The 16,508-nt window shown below is 40.7% G+C and carries 19 protein-coding genes and 3 pseudogenes; 10 read left to right on the top strand and 12 right to left on the bottom strand.

Annotated elements, in window-relative coordinates:
- The 8 genes and pseudogenes from DW965_RS17250 to DW965_RS17210 all read right to left on the bottom strand — a co-directional run.
- A pseudogene (locus DW965_RS17250) lies at nt 1-211 on the bottom strand (hypothetical protein); the annotation flags it as partial.
- Nucleotides 180-824 carry a CHC2 zinc finger domain-containing protein gene (locus DW965_RS17245; protein WP_025579842.1) on the bottom strand — a complete coding sequence of 215 codons (645 nt, stop codon included), beginning with the start codon at nt 822-824 and terminating at the stop codon, nt 180-182. The gene DW965_RS17245 and the pseudogene DW965_RS17250, both read right to left, overlap by 32 nt.
- Nucleotides 825-888: 64 nt before the next feature.
- Nucleotides 889-2,469 carry a MobQ family relaxase gene (gene mobQ, locus DW965_RS17240; RefSeq protein ID WP_119198633.1) on the bottom strand — a complete coding sequence of 527 codons (1,581 nt, stop codon included), beginning with the start codon at nt 2,467-2,469 and terminating at the stop codon, nt 889-891.
- A gap of 194 nt (nt 2,470-2,663) precedes the next feature.
- A complete protein-coding gene (locus tag DW965_RS17230; protein WP_006873177.1) occupies nt 2,664-3,173 on the bottom strand; it encodes a hypothetical protein in 510 nt (169 codons plus the stop codon).
- A gap of 57 nt (nt 3,174-3,230) precedes the next feature.
- A complete protein-coding gene (locus DW965_RS17225; protein ID WP_006575072.1) occupies nt 3,231-3,485 on the bottom strand; it encodes a CPCC family cysteine-rich protein in 255 nt (84 codons plus the stop codon).
- Nucleotides 3,486-3,796: 311 nt separating this feature from the next.
- The gene (locus DW965_RS17220) at nt 3,797-4,093 is read right to left on the bottom strand and encodes a DUF3847 domain-containing protein (RefSeq protein ID WP_005927679.1); all 297 of its coding nucleotides are present in this window, start codon (nt 4,091-4,093) and stop codon (nt 3,797-3,799) included.
- Nucleotides 4,086-4,427, bottom strand: coding sequence for a DeoR family transcriptional regulator (locus DW965_RS17215; protein WP_005927681.1), 342 nt, complete (start codon nt 4,425-4,427; stop codon nt 4,086-4,088). The genes DW965_RS17220 and DW965_RS17215 overlap by 8 nt, the downstream gene beginning before the upstream one ends.
- A complete protein-coding gene (locus DW965_RS17210) occupies nt 4,424-4,612 on the bottom strand; it encodes a hypothetical protein (protein WP_005927683.1) in 189 nt (62 codons plus the stop codon). The genes DW965_RS17215 and DW965_RS17210 overlap by 4 nt, the downstream gene beginning before the upstream one ends.
- 484 nt (nt 4,613-5,096) lie before the next feature.
- Between DW965_RS17210 and DW965_RS17205 the strand changes: the two are divergent.
- Nucleotides 5,097-5,902, top strand: a pseudogene (locus tag DW965_RS17205) (helix-turn-helix domain-containing protein).
- A 221-nt stretch (nt 5,903-6,123) separates the two neighbouring features.
- Here the strand turns inward: DW965_RS17205 and DW965_RS17200 are convergent.
- Nucleotides 6,124-7,419 (bottom strand): tyrosine-type recombinase/integrase, encoded by a 1,296-nt coding sequence (locus tag DW965_RS17200; protein WP_005608354.1) that lies wholly within the window; start codon nt 7,417-7,419, stop codon nt 6,124-6,126.
- Between the two features lie 86 nt (nt 7,420-7,505).
- The gene (locus DW965_RS17195; protein WP_005608353.1) at nt 7,506-8,135 is read right to left on the bottom strand and encodes a helix-turn-helix domain-containing protein; all 630 of its coding nucleotides are present in this window, start codon (nt 8,133-8,135) and stop codon (nt 7,506-7,508) included.
- Nucleotides 8,136-8,306: 171 nt separating this feature from the next.
- On the opposite strand from DW965_RS17195, the pseudogene DW965_RS17190 reads away from it, so the two are divergent.
- The 9 genes and pseudogenes from DW965_RS17190 to DW965_RS17150 all read left to right on the top strand — a co-directional run bounded on the left by DW965_RS17190 (nt 8,307) and on the right by DW965_RS17150 (nt 15,185).
- Nucleotides 8,307-8,536: pseudogene (locus DW965_RS17190) on the top strand (helix-turn-helix domain-containing protein).
- A 140-nt stretch (nt 8,537-8,676) separates the two neighbouring features.
- A complete protein-coding gene (locus DW965_RS17185) occupies nt 8,677-8,991 on the top strand; it encodes a hypothetical protein (protein WP_005608351.1) in 315 nt (104 codons plus the stop codon).
- Nucleotides 8,992-9,320: 329 nt separating this feature from the next.
- Nucleotides 9,321-11,042 carry a MobA/MobL family protein gene (locus DW965_RS17175; protein WP_040893156.1) on the top strand — a complete coding sequence of 574 codons (1,722 nt, stop codon included), beginning with the start codon at nt 9,321-9,323 and terminating at the stop codon, nt 11,040-11,042.
- Nucleotides 10,981-11,715, top strand: coding sequence for a DUF6040 family protein (locus DW965_RS17170; RefSeq protein ID WP_005608347.1), 735 nt, complete (start codon nt 10,981-10,983; stop codon nt 11,713-11,715). Before DW965_RS17175 ends, DW965_RS17170 begins: the two co-directional genes overlap by 62 nt.
- Before the next feature lie 63 nt (nt 11,716-11,778).
- Nucleotides 11,779-12,123, top strand: a complete 345-nt coding sequence (mdcF, locus tag DW965_RS17165; RefSeq protein WP_005608346.1) for a broad-spectrum bacteriocin mediterrocin MdcF — start codon at nt 11,779-11,781, stop codon at nt 12,121-12,123.
- A 67-nt stretch (nt 12,124-12,190) separates the two neighbouring features.
- A complete protein-coding gene (locus tag DW965_RS17160; RefSeq protein WP_004843525.1) occupies nt 12,191-12,640 on the top strand; it encodes a hypothetical protein in 450 nt (149 codons plus the stop codon).
- Nucleotides 12,641-13,492 (top strand): hypothetical protein, encoded by an 852-nt coding sequence (locus DW965_RS20225; protein WP_243036674.1) that lies wholly within the window; start codon nt 12,641-12,643, stop codon nt 13,490-13,492.
- Nucleotides 13,480-14,580, top strand: a complete 1,101-nt coding sequence (locus tag DW965_RS20220; protein WP_243036673.1) for a DUF1430 domain-containing protein — start codon at nt 13,480-13,482, stop codon at nt 14,578-14,580. Before DW965_RS20225 ends, DW965_RS20220 begins: the two co-directional genes overlap by 13 nt.
- Nucleotides 14,577-15,185 carry an ATP-binding cassette domain-containing protein gene (locus DW965_RS17150; protein ID WP_005608342.1) on the top strand — a complete coding sequence of 203 codons (609 nt, stop codon included), beginning with the start codon at nt 14,577-14,579 and terminating at the stop codon, nt 15,183-15,185. The genes DW965_RS20220 and DW965_RS17150 overlap by 4 nt, the downstream gene beginning before the upstream one ends.
- A 151-nt stretch (nt 15,186-15,336) precedes the next feature.
- On the opposite strand, the gene DW965_RS17145 is transcribed toward DW965_RS17150, so the two are convergent.
- Complete coding sequence (locus tag DW965_RS17145; RefSeq protein WP_243036675.1) at nt 15,337-15,546, bottom strand: DUF6061 family protein; 210 nt, start codon at nt 15,544-15,546, stop codon at nt 15,337-15,339.
- Nucleotides 15,547-15,866: 320 nt separating this feature from the next.
- The gene (locus tag DW965_RS17140; RefSeq protein ID WP_233509629.1) at nt 15,867-16,301 is read right to left on the bottom strand and encodes a hypothetical protein; all 435 of its coding nucleotides are present in this window, start codon (nt 16,299-16,301) and stop codon (nt 15,867-15,869) included.
- Nucleotides 16,302-16,508 lie beyond the last annotated feature (207 nt).

Genomic DNA, 16,508 nt, shown 5'->3' with positions numbered 1-16,508 from the left:
TCAGGGCGGTGCTTTCCCTGTGGAAGCCGATGGGCTTTATGATGTCCTTGCGGTCAGTCAGGATGTTGTATGCGATAGCCCCGGAAAGCAGCGGGTCACGCTGGAATACGGTCAGGCAGTTCCGTATGCTCTGACGGACACCGCCTTTCTCGGTAGTTTCCAGTCCCGCCTTGATTTCCTCAATGCTCTGGGGTGGCTGCATGGCGTTCATGGTGTTTTTTAGTTCTTGCTGCGTCTGCGGCTGCAAGCTCTGCCATTCGCTGTTCAAGCTGTATCACATCCTTTCCGTAGTCCGTAATCAAAGCCGCTTTTTCCTCCGTTTCCCCAAAGAGCAGCACATCCAGCAGATATTCCACTTGGTCTTGCTTCTGTAAGGCTTCCACAAACCGGGGATGAAAGGATTCCTCCGGGGAGTGCGGGGCATATTCCTTTCTCCATGCCCGGAGCAGGTGGAGATAGTCGGCAAGAATACGGAAGCAGCGGCTCTTTGCTTCCTGAAACTGTTCCTCCGGGGATTTCTGCCGGGGCTTGGGCTTTTTTGCCTTTCCCGGCGGTTTCCAGTCCTCATAGGAAAGCCCGAAGTCCTGTGCCAGTTGTACGGCGGCTTCTTTCTTTCCCAGCCCATACAGGGCGGCGGTAAAATCAATCACATCCCCATCAGCACCGCAGCCGAAGCAGTGGTAACGCCGATCCAGCTTCATACTTGGGGTTTTATCGTGATGGAACGGGCAGCAAGCCATCCCGTTCCGACCTACATGGATTCCATAATGCTCCGCAGCCTGTCTTGTTGTGACGGACTGCTTCACAGCTTCAAATACATTCAAATCTATCCCTCCTTGAAAACAAAAAAGCACCTGACATTCTCTGATTGAAAATGGCAAGTGCCTGTTAAAGTTCCATATCCTGTTGTTTGTGTTTTGTCTGCGCCGGGGCAGTTCTTTGTGCTTTTTTCTCGTCTGCCTTATCCAGCAAGACTTCTTTGATGGGCTGCTTCTTGGGCGGCTCTTTGCTTTCTTCTGTGCCGGGGGTGGCTTTCCGTACCCAGTAGCGGATGTCCCGCAGCTTCTTCAAATCCTCCTGTACCTCGGTCAGTGGTACTTTCAGCTCTGCGATTTCTTCCAGAAGTTTTTCCTGCTCCTCTTGCAGCTCCTTTTGGGTACTGTCCTTATCGTCTGGGTGCTTGGCAAGGTAGGCGGCGGCTTTCGCATACCGGGCAACCTCCGGGTGTTCCTGTTTGAATTTCTCCTTTGTTTTCTTAAAAAATATCTTCTGGTACTTCTCATAGACAGGCTTACATTCCTTGCAGGCTGTCTGGCTGGCAAGAATCCCGTCAATCACTTTGCTGCGGGCTTCCTTTGGCTTCATCTGATTGCGGTAATCTGCGGCTGATTTCCCGGAAGATTCCAGAAATGCTTCTAAGTCCTCCACAGTGGAAAGCCCCTTTTGCCGAAGATAGGACAGGGCTTCGCTGACTGCCTTTAAGTCCTGTGAAGTCCCCCGGTTCTGTCCAGCCCTTGTCCAGTCCTTCCGTTCTTCCTTTCGTATCTCCATGTACTTCATCAGCAGATTGGGAAGAAGTGTCGCTTCCTCCGCCGCCTTTTGTGCAAGCAGCTCTTTCCGTTTTTCTCCCAGCTCGGTAATCCAGCCTTTGAGGTTTTGGATAAGCTGCCGGATGGACTTCATCAGACTGTTGGCGGCTCTGATTTCCCGGTTCAGGTTTCCGATATTCGTCTGGATACCACGCTTTTCCATCTGCCGGACAGCAGCCCCCTCATGGACAGTGGGGACAATATCAAGCCCCTGTCTGGCATAGGAACGCAAGTCCACACGCTCCGGACGGTCATTGGCTTCCAGATAGCGGTTCTGGATGACCTCCCATTCATGCCGCCAGATTTCGCAATACTTCTGGTCGTTCCAATCCACCGTATCCTCCTTGTGGCTTTTCCATCTGCCGGACGGAAGTTTTATCCGTTCCCCGTTTTCGTCAAGGTCATAAACCTTGCGGCTCTTGGGAAGCCATTTTCCATGTTCGTCCATTGCCCTCATAGTGAGCATGACATGGGCGTGGGGATTGTGTCCCGGCGGATGGGGGTCATGGATGGCAAAGTCAGCAATCATGCCTTTGGAAACAAACTGCTTCTGGCAAAACTCCCGGACAAGGACAGCATACTGGTCGGGCGGTATCTCTCTGGGGATGGTAAGCACCCACCGCCTTGCAAGCTGGGAGTTCCATTGTTTTTCCACCGCTTCGGCGGCGTTCCACAAAGTATTGCGGTCTGCATATTCCTGTGGGGCATTAGGTGGGAGCAGGATTTCATTGTGGACGATACCACGCTTTTCCGGGTAGTGCTTCACTTGCTGGTCATATTCACAGAACAGTTTTTCGCCACTCTGGTAAGCAGCGGCGGCAACCGCAGACTGCCGCTGACTGCGCTGAACAATCGTGATTTCGTTGTGTGGACAGGGCATTTCGTGTCCCTCCTTTCGCTAATTGGTGGACGGGGTGGCGTTTTACCACCTCATTTTGGGCAGAAAAAAAGCAGGAAACCTTTCTTTCAGATTTCCTGCTCGGTGTGCCGCTGTGTGGGCGGCGGGTATTTAGTTGTAAAAGTTCGGGACAAGTTGACCCGATGTGAAGCTGACGAACTGGAATTTATTTGTTGTTATTTTCTATCAATCCCCAAAACATCATAGTATTCATCACTATACTCAATGCCACTATTGTCAAAGCGAGATTGCAGTTCTTTTACATAGTCATAAGGGTTATCAATAGGGGAAATTTCTAATTCTGTTTCAAGATAACTTAATGTCGCTTTCTGTTCCTCTGTGCGGATTGCTTCTTCCTCTTTGAGGTGTTTTTCAAATTTGTCTTTGTCCATCCAAATAATCTGCTCAATAGGATTAGTAGAACCACAAGCAAGAATAAGTCTCATAAAATCCTCAAAGGTTCTTGCCAGTGGATAAACAAAAACATCTGCACAAGTATCAGGATTGCAGGCAAAAACCATTTCCCCATACGGCTCAATAAAGCAATACATAATACTTCCTTCAAAACCTATTGCCTTTGCATTGGTCGGATAGCAGAAGTAAGAATAAATATCTTCAACTTGTTCAAGACAAATCAAAGAGCCATTTATATTCAGTTCTTTGTATTGGTCAAAAAGTGTTTCCATTTTATCACACTCCTTTACAACTTCTAATTTTTCAGTTCTACAAGTTGGAAGTTGTCGCTATGAAATTTCTTTTTCATCATCTCTTGGTGGTCGGACATAACATAACATTTCTTTTTCACAAGCACCAAATTTTGAGAAATTGGATTTCGCTTCTTTTAGCGTTATTCCATGATTAGAGTCGCTTGGTTCGTTATCAGAAGCAATGAACGGGTCATTCTCCCAAAAACAAACGGGGCAAATATACCCACAATCTTCATTTGCCGGAACATTATAGGTAAAATATCCGCAGCAAGGACATTGGTATTTTTTCATATAAACCTCACGTTTAAGCCTTGACCTCAAATTCCTGATTTATTTCTGACTTTATTATACTTCATCGATTATCGAAAAGATAGCATATTTTATGAAACTTGTCGGCTGGGAACAGCTTGCACCGCAAGGTGTCCCCAACAGGCAAGTCCACAAAAGGGTAGCTGGCTGCAGCCAGCGCAGGGGAAGTGTAGCGTCCCCTGTTTGATTTGGAGCAGACCATGACTGCGGAAAATCACAGCTCTCCGGCGAGGAGCCTTCGGAGAACGCAATGCACCAACCTCTGGGTGGTGTATAATTGCGCCCTTAGTAAACTAAGGGGGTTCCGGCATCTCCCGTTCCAGCAGTTTTTTCAATAGTTCCTGCGTGTCCTGTCTGTGAAAAATGAGTTTCAACAACAGCATGACATCATCATCTGTCAGGCGTTCCGGTTCTTGCAGAAAACTTTCCAGCATACCGCCACGTGTACAGAGCCGGTGCGTTCGTTCTTTTCGGGTAAGCTGCTTCAGCTGATGCTGCAATGCCTTTTCATCATTGATGGCTTTCCGCAGTTTCTTTTCGCTTTTTTCCAACTCCCGATTGAGTTTTTCCAGCTTTGATGTATCAGGCAAGGGCAGCGTCCTCCTTTCCCGGTATCAGCACATAAATCCTGTTTGGTTCTCCAATGCCCTGACGCACCCGCATGATAAGTCCGGCAGTTTCCAGTTCATTCAGAGAACGCTTGACCGTCATGGAGCTGCGGGACAGGACTGCGGCAATGGCTGTGACAGGGAAGCAGACAAAGAGGATTCCGTTCTCGTCCTCCTGCCCTTTGGAGAGCATAGCGTCCAGCATCCGGCAGTACATGACCTTTGCGGTGCTGCTGACTGGAAATCCTGTCAACGCTCTGGGAAAAGGCATACAGGGCGGCAATGGTGTGTCTATCGTCATAAATTCAAAATTCATTCTGTGTGTTCCTCCTTTTTCTTTGCTCGTTTGGATAAATAACAGGGGCAGTCAATCACAACCGCCCGGAAGCTCTGCTTGCACCCATGCTGGCATTTCCGGCATAATTCGTTGTAAGTGACACGCCCCCGGTCATTGAGGTAAAAGGAAAGCTCATACTTCCTCTTTTTGCTCATTCTCGGCATATTGCGCTTCCTCCCGTTTTAGTGTATGGTTTCGGGGCGATTTTCGGTAAAATTACAGCCATAGAGCCGCTTAAAATCTCCCGAAGTATCAGCGATAGGGTAGACTGTCCCCCTATCAGATTGTTGTGTTTCGGTATCATTTCGGTGTCAGTTCGCCAGTTCTCCCCGGTGTCGTTCCTCCCCTGAATCTCACAGCGGCGTATCGCTCCCTTTGGTACGCTCGTTTTGGTCAGGGTTCCTCCATATCCCTGCCAAAAGTCATGACGCTACATCGCCGGGGAAGCATATCCCACACAGGCTGGTCATTCGATTGGAATAATCCATCGATGAACTACCTGTATCATAGAACATTTTTGTGCCCTGTGCCGTATGTCCACAAAGTAGGAATTCGGGGTAAAAATCAGAAATTTCCACGATTGCGGAATTGATATGGTATAATCAATTCAACGGTTATAAATGTCGTTAGAAAGGGGGAACTGCTTCAATGAACGGAGCTACTACAATACAGGAACGGCTAAAAGATTTACGATTAAACAAAGGATAAAACTGGAAGAACTGGCTGAGCAAACGGGTATTTCAAAATCGGCTCTTGGCAGTTATGAAAAAGACGACTATAAGGAAATCAATCATGGCAACCTTATCCTGCTGGCAGATTTTTATGGGGTGTCCCTCGATTATCTCTTTTGCCGGACAGAGAACCGGGCGGAGATCAACACGCCATTAAGGGAGCTGCATTTGAGTGATGAGATGGTAGCACTTCTGAAAAGCGGTCGGATTAACAACCGTCTGCTGTGCGAACTTGCCACCCATAAGGACTTTATCAAGTTTCTTGCGGACATTGAGATTTATGTGGATGGGATTGCCACCATGCAGATTCAAAACCTCAACGCCCTTGTCGATACCGTCCGGCATGAAATCATTGAACGGTATCGCCCCGGCGAAGATGACCCCCATTTGAAAGTGTTGCAAGCCGCCCATATCAGTGATGATGAATATTTCAGTCACATGGTACGGGATGACCTCAACCTGATTATCCGGGATATTCGGGAAGCCCATAAAAAGGACAGCGAGAGTGCACCTCAGACCACCGTTGCCGATGAACTGAAAGAAAATCTGGAAGCGGTTGAAAATTTCAAGGGCAGCCGTGATGAAAAGCTGGTTGTCCTTTACTGTAAGCAGCTTGGTATCAACTATAAAAATCTGTCAGATGAAGAATTTCGCTGGCTGATTCGGATTCTCAAAAAATCAAAGAAAATGGGAACGCCTATCAGCCAGAGGAAAAAACGATAAAGAAAAACCGCTGTTGCATGGTTTGTTGGCTTCCATGTAGCAGCGGTTTTTGCTGGGATTATTCAGTTGAATTTTTAGCACGACAAACTGGAATTTATATAATTATTCCTCTAACTTTCCCCATTTTATAGGCTTTCCCGCCTGTCCATTAGTGAAATGATATGTAGTTTCCCTTATTTTTGCCCTTATGAGATAATCACAAGGGAAATAAGGGAAATTTTTTAGTCATTGCCCACCACTTTATCAAGAAGCCGAACTGATTTTCGTTTCGCATCTCTTGTGGAGTGAGCATAGACGTTCATTGTGGTACTGACATCTGAGTGTCCCAACAATTCCTGCACATCTTTTGGGGCAGCTCCATTTGCTAAAAGGTTGCTTGTATAGGTGTGACGTAACTGGTGGAAATGAAAGCCTTCAAATCCCTCTAATGTTTTTGCCACCTTTCTGCAAACAGTCCCCAAAGTAGTTGGAAGTTCCAAACAACCATCCGGTCTTAAACAGACGAAAGAAATTTCTTTATAATCTGTCGGGACTTCCTCTGTTCTGTCTAAACAATAATATTCGTAGTACACTCTGTTTTTCTCTTTGACCTCTTTGTAGTAGTTCGTGTGATAAAGTTCTCCGTACTGCATTCGATTTTTTAACTGCTCTTTCCGGGCATTACGGAAAATCTCTACCAGTGTATCTCCAAAATCAACAACCCTTACTTTTTTCCGCTTGGTTGGTCCGATGATATATTTGCGCTTTGAGCCATCATATCGGATGCTGCGTCTTATGGTAAGGCATTGTTCTTCCAGATTTACGTCCTGCCATGCCAAACCGCAGGCTTCTCCAATACGAAGCCCGGCATAATAGGCTATCTGGATTGGAAGTATTGCGGCTGGGTTCTTTTTTTGCAGATAAGCAAGCAATCTTTCATAATCTTCTCGTGAAATTGGTTGGACATTTCCGTCCATATCCTCATCGGAAAACAAATCCACTTCATCCGTCTGATACCGCAGTTTAATATACTGCATGGGATTGAACGTAATATACTGCTTTGGAAATACTGCAAAACGGAAGGACTGCTGCATGACTGCGGAAAAAGAATGGATATAATCTTTGCTGTAACCCTTTCTCTCTTTTCCGTCGGGATGAACTCCCCCGAAGGAAAGCAAATCGAAGAAGGATTGCAAATGTTCAGAGGTTACATTTTTCAGTTTCCGTTCTGCCAATGGGTGTTTCTTGATATTTCGGATTGTTCCGAGGTAATTCTCCACCGTACCATTGCTGAGCGTACCTGTTTTTAATTCCTCCTCTGCCCACACATCCAAAAGCTGTCCGACTGTGAGATTTTCCGCTTTGGCAACAAATTTCTTTTTCTCATAATCATCCATTGCCTGACGGAGCAGCTTTTCAGTTTCACTTTTGCTTTCTGTTCCAACGCATTCTTTCTGAACAAGATTGCCGCTTGCGTCCTCTACATAGAAGCGGTAGTACCATTTCTTTCCTTTTTTTCTTACAGATCCTTTTGCCATAATCGTATGTCTCCTTTCGATATTAGACAATCGGAACTGATGAAATGCTTCGTGCGTGTAAGTATATCATAACTCCGGTTGTCTTACTATACCGATTCGGAATCTTCGTATAAGACTTCTGATAAAAGATTTGCAAGCCTTTGTTCTGCTGTTTTTGGTTTCTTGGAATAGAGCCTTACAACGTCTGCCATCTCATTAAAAGCATTGATGGTGTGAGTGATTTCCCTTAAGAACATAATCTCATTATATTCATCATTCGATTCAAACCCTATTGTTTTGGCAATATCCGTCTGACCAGCATTCCCCTTGAAGTTTTTGCAGGCGAACTGGAAGGAATCCAAAAACAGACCATATTGTTTTAACATCAGCAGTAATAAATCTTTTGAAAAAGCATCTTCTTCTTTGGTAAGGGCAAGCGGTAACTGTTCCAGAATATCTCCCATCGCATCACGAATCTGTAACTCTCTCTTATCCGTAATGTCGGTTTCATATTCATCTGTTTCCCCTTTGAGCCATTCCACAGATACATGGAGTGCTTCCGAAAGACCTTCCAGCACCATTTTTTTCGTATTGTCAATCGAACCATTCTCATAACGCAGGATTGTAGAAGCGGTAACACCCATCTTTTCTGCGACATAAGGCTGTGTCAGATTCAATTCCAGACGGCGCTGTTTTACTCTGCTGCCTATCAGCTTGCGTAGTTCTTTATCTTTCATGCTGACTGCCTCCTTTTTCGGTATGTATGAATTATAGCATTGTTTTTCTGTAATTGCAATATGCAACTTAAAAATTATTTTTAATATTTCGTAACGCTTGACAAAAAGATATGAAAAGGATATACTTACATCACAAGAATTGCATAATGCAATTTATAAGGAGGTGATTATATGACGCAAAGAAAAATTGCATTATCCATCGAAGAAGCTGCTGACTATACGGGAATCGGCAGAAACACCTTAAGACAGCTTGTAGAATGGAAGAAACTTCCAGTATTAAAGGTTGGTCGCAAAGTCCTGATTAAAACCGATATTCTGGAAATGTTTATGGAAGCGAATGAGGTCGTGATTTGAGGGATAGAGGAAATGTAAAAGCCGTAACAAGAACTGCGGCAAATTAAAAAGGCGGCTTCCAAAGAAACCGCCAAAGGTTCTATCAGACCGAAGCCATGATATACCTACACGCAAGAAGATTATACCATGTGCTTCTTCTGATACGCAACCGAGAACTTATGTTTGTAAAAGAAAGGGGAATGTAATCATGGCAAAATCAACAAAAAGTTATGAAGAACGAATGCTTGAAATGGAAAAGAAGGAACAGGAAAGCCTTGAAAAAGCAAAACGATATGCAGCACAGAAGAAAGAACTTCTGAAACGAAAGAAAGCCGAAGAAAGTAAAAAACGAACCCATAGGCTCTGTCAGGTTGGCGGTGCGGTGGAATCCGTTCTCGGTGCGCCTATCGAGGAAGAGGACATCCCAAAGCTGATTGGTTTTCTGAAAAAGCAGGAAGCCAATGGGAAATTTTTTTCAAAGGCAATGCAGAAAGAAACACATACCGATATGGAGGAAGTGTAATGGGCGGGGGGGGATGAGTTTTTCATTCCCTTCATTGCTTTTTCATGAAGGGCGCACTTATGGACAACCAGAGGTCGTCCCAATAAGTTTGCCACAAGTGGCAACCGGTCTTCGCTCACGCTTGCCGGGCTCGTTCCGTCGGCGGGGCTTTCAGCCAGACCTGCTCATGCCGCAGGAGGCACTCTTCGCCAGAGGGGCGCATTCCATGCAGGCTGCTATGCGCAGGGCACTCTTACGCAGAGGGCGTTCCGGCAATACTGCTTTTTCTAAAACTGAAAGCAATGTTGCCGGAAATCTATGCCGGATGTGCAGAAAGGGGGAATCCAGACATGGCGATTTTTCATTACACAATCAAAATAGTCGGACGAAGTAAAGGGAAATCTGTTATCTCCGCTTCCGCATATCTCAATGGGGATGTGATGAAAAACGAGGAAACCGGGCGAATCAGTTATTACACTTCTAAAAAAGAAGTGGTCTACACCAGTCTGATGATGTGCGAAAACGCACCTCCTGAATGGCAGATAGTACCAGAAGAAAATATAAAACGCTTTCAAAAATCTGTCCGATACAAAAGGTCAGAAGATAAAGAAGCTGCTTTAGAAAAATTTAAAATCACATTTCAGAAACAACGGTTATGGAATGAGGTATTGAAGATTGAAAAAAGTGCAGATGCCCAACTTGGCAGGTCATTTGAATTTGCCCTCCCCAAAGAATGGAGCAGACAGGAACAGATTCAATATACAGCCGACTATATCAAAAAAACATTTGTGGATAAGGGAATGTGTGCTGATTGGAGTATCCACGACAAAGGGGATGGCAATCCTCATGTCCATCTGCTTCTGACAATGCGCCCTTTTAACCCGGATCATTCTTGGGGGAAGAAAGAAGTCAAAGATTGGGATTTTGTCAGAGATAAAAGCGGAAATATCGTGATTGATGAATCCCATCCGAACTGGTGGCAGGATAAGAAAAACCCTGACCGTCATGGAATCCGTATCCCTGTATTAGATGAAAACGGAATCCAGAAGATTGGTGCAAGAAACCGCCTGCAATGGAAACGGGTACTGACCGATGCTACGGGATGGAACAATCCAAAAAACTGTGAACTGTGGCGGAGCGAGTGGGCAAAGGTGTGTAATGAACATCTGCCTTTGCATAATCAGGTCGATCACCGTTCTTACGAAAAGCAGGGAAAACTCCAGATTCCTACCATCCATGAAGGTGCTGACGCAAGAAAGATTGAACAAAAGTTTCTTGCCGGGCAGGAAATAAAAGGTTCGTGGAAAGTAGCGGAAAATCAAATCATAAAACAACAAAACACGTTATTGCAAAAGATACTGGACACCTTTGGGAAAGTATCAGGTGCATTATCATTATGGAAGGAGCGATTAAATGACATTAGAAGAAAGCCGGGAAATTATACCCTTAATGGAGTCCATGATTGGGCAAATCGAAGAACAGCAGACCTTAATGGCAGAAATGCTTCTGGAAATGCAGAACCGGGACACCCAACTCTCTCTTATGCAGGAACAGAATCAGAAATTGCAAAAATTAAACAGCGAGTTATCCGAGCTGCTCAACATTTTGCCAAATACCGAGGAACTACTTTCCAAGATGGAAGAACAGAAAACGAAGATAGAACTTTTGGAAAACGAAAATCAGCAATGGCAGATATTGGCACAGAAGCTGAACAGCGAAAACAGTTTATTACTGAAACAGAACACCGAATTGCTGAACTGGAACAGCAGGTAGAGAAAGGACGTGATATAGATGAACGAATCCAGAGAATTAAAGAACGCCGAACAGTTGGAAGAACTTCTGCTCTTGACCGAGGAGATACAAGAAGAGTTGGAACAGAAAGACCAGCTTATCGTGGAACTGAAGACGCAGCTCAACGAATCTCTGACCTTGAACGAGAAATTAAACAAAGAGAACAGAGCCGGGAATATTCAAGCATTAAAGAACGACTTGAAGCTGGCAGACAGAGCATTGCGGAGCGAGAAAGAGAAGCTGCGAAGCGCAAACGTCACGATAGAGGAATGTCAAGATAAAATACGATGCTTAACACAACAACGGGATTATGCCCGGACACATCAGAAAATCGTAGAGATACCGGTAGAAAAGCCGGTACTCTATAAAAAATGCGAAGCCTGTGACCGGACAGCCTATCAGAATGCAAAAGCAAGATACGAAACACAAAAAGAGCAACTTGCAGGACAATATAAAGCAAAAACGGTAATGTTCCAAACAACCTTGTTCCTTCTTGCATGGTATTCGCTGACAACCACTCTTTTTCAGGCAGTACAGTCAGATGTGTTCCTTTCCGATTGCAAATCATTCTTCCATGATGCAGCATCATTCATACAAACTTTTATCGGTTGGACGATTGATGCCGGGCAATCTGTGGCACAAATCAGCACAAAAATTCCAAATGAGATTATAGCCGGAATCATATATTGGTTATTGATGATATTGGTTGTTGGAATATGTGTGGCAGGGACAGGGATACTGGCAATACTGATAGAAATAAAGGTTATAGAATTATATAAGAAAAACTGTTGGGATGTTATTACCCTACTGATGATACTGACAAGTGCGGCTGTCATCATTTATTTTGGAGAAGTAATTAAAAAAGCATTATCAATAAATCTGTTGTTCTTTTGGTTAATTTTACAAGGAATATATCTTACAATTCGACGCTATATAAGTCAAGATACTGATTGACTGGATATAAAATATTTGATAAAATATAAATAGAAATACAGCAGATCAAAGGAGGTAAAACTTATGAGAGCAAAGAAAGTGATTGTAGGGGTAGCTATTAGTGCAATGTTAATTTCTTCATCAATTCCAGTAATGGCATTTTCTGTTACAAACGGGAATAAGACATTTGATAAAAAGTGGGAATTGAGCACTACATCTGATGGCGGAAAAGGTGTTTTGACTTATGGTTATAATACTCTTGCTATTAATGAAGATTATGCACACGCATATCATTCAACTAAAGATCATTACGCATATGTCAAGAATGGAAATGGTTCTTTTTCGGGTTCAAATGTTGGTAAAGGTAATTGGTCTAAAATTGAGGTTGCTCATAAAGGAAATAGTATTACCTACGGTAATAGCTACTAAACAAAGGTTCGGGATAATGGCTGAGTGGTTGGCATTCCAACCACTCTTTTTTGTGGAGTGTATATAAATGAAGAAAAAAATAAAATATATAGGAATTGTTTTGGTTATTTTGTTCTGTTGCTATAATTTATTTTGGTACTTCGGGAGTTATAAACCATATAACGAATTTCAGAAAGACTTCCCTGAAATAGAAGAATCTGGAGTAAAAATTTACACAGATAAAGATGGATTCCAGTATAGTGTGTCTGTCCCTGATTATTTGCTTTGGAATGGAAATCTTGCGATAGCTGAGTCAGATGTTCGATATGCACTAATTATTTGGATAAAACCATTTCACCAAGGAATAAGTCAAGGCGTGCTATTTAATGACTATAAGGATTTGAATACTCAAATTATGTTGTCAAGTAGCAAAAAAGCTGAAGATCAAGAAGATCAATGGATTGTTGATGAAAATAGCACAATATTGACTACGATATTTGAAAAAGCAAATAAAGTATGGAATCTGGGGTTGAAATAAATGAAAGCAATTAAAAACTTATGTTTGTTTTGTTTCCTGATTTTTGGAATACTTATGCAATCTGAAATATTTCAAGATCAGCTTTGGAACTTTTCTACAGCATATTTTACGTCATCACGCTATGAAGTTGCTAGTGAAGATATGTCGCAGTTTCTGAAAGATGTATCAGAAACTGCAACGGAGAATGATGTACATATTTTTTCTCAGTACAATGAAATCAATAATAAATACCTTTCAACACTTCATATTTATGGCGATGATAAAGTAATCAGACAAACATTAAAAAATACTGCAAACATAGAAGAATCAGAATATACCGCTTTAGTTTCCGGAATTACGAAAGTAAAATTTCATAATCTCTCAGAATTGCAAAGTACCTCTGTGGGTTATGAAAACTTTATCTCATACATAGGAAATGAGGACAATATTATCTCTGCATATCAGAAATTATCAGAAAAATATAGCTTAACTTATCCAGAATATTGGAATTCTACGGAAAAGGACATGATTTTTATTATATGGGGTATGATTATTGCATTGATGATTGTTCTAAATGTAATTGAAGTGGTTAGGCGAAAAAAAGAGGTTGTTGTACGAGTTTCCTTAGGAGAAAGTGCTGGTTTCATAGCATTTAAGGCTGCTTTATTCGATGTAACTTTTGACATTGCATTATTTATTGTTGCAAAAATATTGCTGTCAAATTATATATCGGGAGCATATGAGAATAGACTCGTCACAATTTATATTCCATTGGAATTATTCTTTCCACTATTCCATATTGTTCTTTTTGCTTTTTTGATATTAGAAAGGCATTCGCAAATGCAACACACAAAAGAGGAGTGGATTTTTTAATTTATTCGTTAAAATTTATAGCAGGGGTAGCCGCTGTTTTTACAATTACCACTAATATTAGTAGTATTCATAATAACCTATTTACAAATGAACATTTGTTAGAAGAATATTATGATGCAAATTATTTTACCGTAAAGACTACTGATTTTAATGCTGAAAAAGAAGAAGCTTTTTGGAATAAACTATACAAGAATGAATATAACACATTAAAGCCTGTAATATGCTTGAATATTTTAAATGATAAAAATGATGTGATATATGTAAATAATCATGCAAAAGATATGTTACAAGGTTTTACGAAGCAGATAAATGCAGTAGAGAATGAATCTTCTGATTTGATTATTTTCATTCCAAAGAATAGATATTTTGCTAAAAACAAGCAATTAGCCTATGACTCCTTGAGCCATGTTTTAAATCATGATAATTTACAACAATTAAATATTCAGTACATAGAGTATAGCGAAACAGAATACTTTTCCTATTTAGATACAAGTAGAATAAATGGTATCGAAAAAAGCAAAAATCCGATAATTATTTATCAGGCAAACAAAGATTTAGCAGTCAATGGTGGGTATCTTGAAAGCTATAAAGCAGGAGCAGTTTTATTTCAATGTGATGAAAAACAGCTAAGAAATATCAGCAAAAAGTATGAAGATATGCTTGGAAATTATCAGCTAGTAATTACAAACGTACATGAACAGTATTTATATAATCACACATTTTTAATAAAACTCGTGGGATTTTTAAGTTCTCTTTGTACGATTGTATTGCTTTTAAATATTATGATTATTGTTACAGTAAGTAGACTAGAGTTCCGAGAAAATGCAATGAAAATTTCCTTGATGAAAATCTTTGGATATAGTTTATTTGAACGGCACAAAACACTTCTTAAAATGATTGTAGTGGAAAATTTTGTGATATTAGTAGGTATGCTTATCTATTCTTTATTATCGGTACAGACTGAAGTAGGAATTAGCATTCTTGTTAGTTCATTTATGGCACTAATAGAATTTACAATTATTTTCTTTAATATCACAATTGTTGAAAAAACAAACATACCGAAATCATTAAAAGGAGGTTGCTTATGATAACAATTGAAAATCTATGCAAAGCATATAATGATAAAATTTTGTTCAAAAATTTTCATTTGGAAATTCCAGATAGCCGTTTTTTGGTAATTAGTGGCGAAAGTGGATGCGGAAAAAGTACTTTACTTAATATGATTGGAGGTATTGAAACTCCTGACAAAGGTTCTATTATTGTGAATGGTTTTGATGTGGCAAAAAAAGGAAAAAAGCAGAAATATTTCAAAGAAGTTGTTGGATTTTTATTTCAAAATTTTGCCCTTTTGGAAAACAAAACAGTAAAAGAAAATCTAGAAATAATAAAAAAATCAGGTAGAACGGATATTTCAATAAATGAAGCTCTTGAAAAAGTTGGTTTACAGAAAGTAATTAACAAAAAAGTCTATCAATTATCTGGTGGCGAACAGCAGAGAGTTGCGTTAGCTCGTTTAATGCTAAAGAAATGTTCGATTGTATTAGCAGACGAACCAACTGGTTCCTTAGACAAAAAAAATAGTGAGATTGTTATGAATATATTGCATGAGTTAAGTGAACAGGGAAAAACAGTTATTGTTGTAACTCATAGTGAAGAAATTGTAGCACAAGAAAAGCATGTTCTATATTTATAATTACCCATAATAGAAGAATATGTTCTTTCGGGAGACACCTCCTCTAAGAACATATTCTTTTGGTTAAAATTGATTATAAAGATACTTTTATTTCAGTATATTCGCTATATTGATGGGATATATATTTGCATATTATTTATATGGATAAGGATTATAACTCTAGTGAGTCTTCTGCATCTACCCACATCTGTAAATTACCCTCAAGATATAATCTTGCATATTCCAAAGGCTCATCCACAGCCAATGAAGTAAGCGCACATTCTGATCCATATGTGGTTTTTAAATCTTTTTCAGCTCCCCAGCAATCAATGCGAAGCATATATCCAACACTTGTGTAAACATCAATACTATCGTGTTTTATGTTGTATTATGCATAAATTGTTCTCATCGTATCTTATCTCTATTTTCTTTTAATAATCAGTTATAGAGTTAAATATCGAAAACATTTCAATCAGTTCACCATGTCGTTATTGTTATACTGTGTTATGAAATTTTCTTTCCCTTATTTTTTCCCATATTAAGATTCATGAAAGCTAATGGGAGAATATAACACAAAGGAAAGAGTAAGGGAAAGCTCACTTGCTACAAACTTAGTATTTTCAAGGGTTTGCGAAGAATTTGATAATCAAATATAACAGTTATTAAATTTCCTAAAATAAGTGCAATATCAACTGGAATTTGTCAAAGAGGATTATTCCAATATTCCACAGTATTTCTATTTACATCATAAAAAGTAATATTACCCGCATTTATAGGCAAGACAATCGCAAAAGGTTTATTGCGGTCAATATCAACCACTTGAATTGTGTTGCCATCATCTATTTCAAGTTGTTGCACCTGCTGTTGATTCATAGAAATAAATGCTCGTTCATTATATCCCTCTACAGTAAACTCCACAATTCCTCTTTGAATCCCCGAAAGAGTTCCACCTCCACGGAAAAAATATCCGAAGGAAAGTCCTGGACGATTGACATAGACGGAAAAAGAATGGTCACTCAAATCCTGAGGGTAAGAAATATATGCAGCCATCGTGCTGGAAACGCTTCCATCGACCGTCCAATCATCCTTAATCTTCTGCGACGAACGAATATCTGCCTCCAGCTTAGATGAAGTCACGCCGATCTCATTGTTCGTATAAAGAAAACAAACAAATAAAATACAAGCAAGAACAACCCCTATCACAATTTTAAGAAATATTTTTTTCCTTTATTATTTTTCATTTTTTTAAACTATTTAATACTAATGTCTTTTATAATAGCTTTTCATATATTATTATAATAGCTTTTCATATATTATTATAATCAATCTTTTATAAGTCCTTTT

The organism is Blautia sp. AM47-4 (genome assembly GCF_003479865.1).
In the GTDB taxonomy this organism is placed as follows: Bacteria; Bacillota; Clostridia; order Lachnospirales; family Lachnospiraceae; genus Fusicatenibacter; species Fusicatenibacter saccharivorans.
The sequence above is the reverse complement of the archived record's forward strand: the minus strand, read 5'-3'. Positions and strand labels throughout refer to the sequence as shown.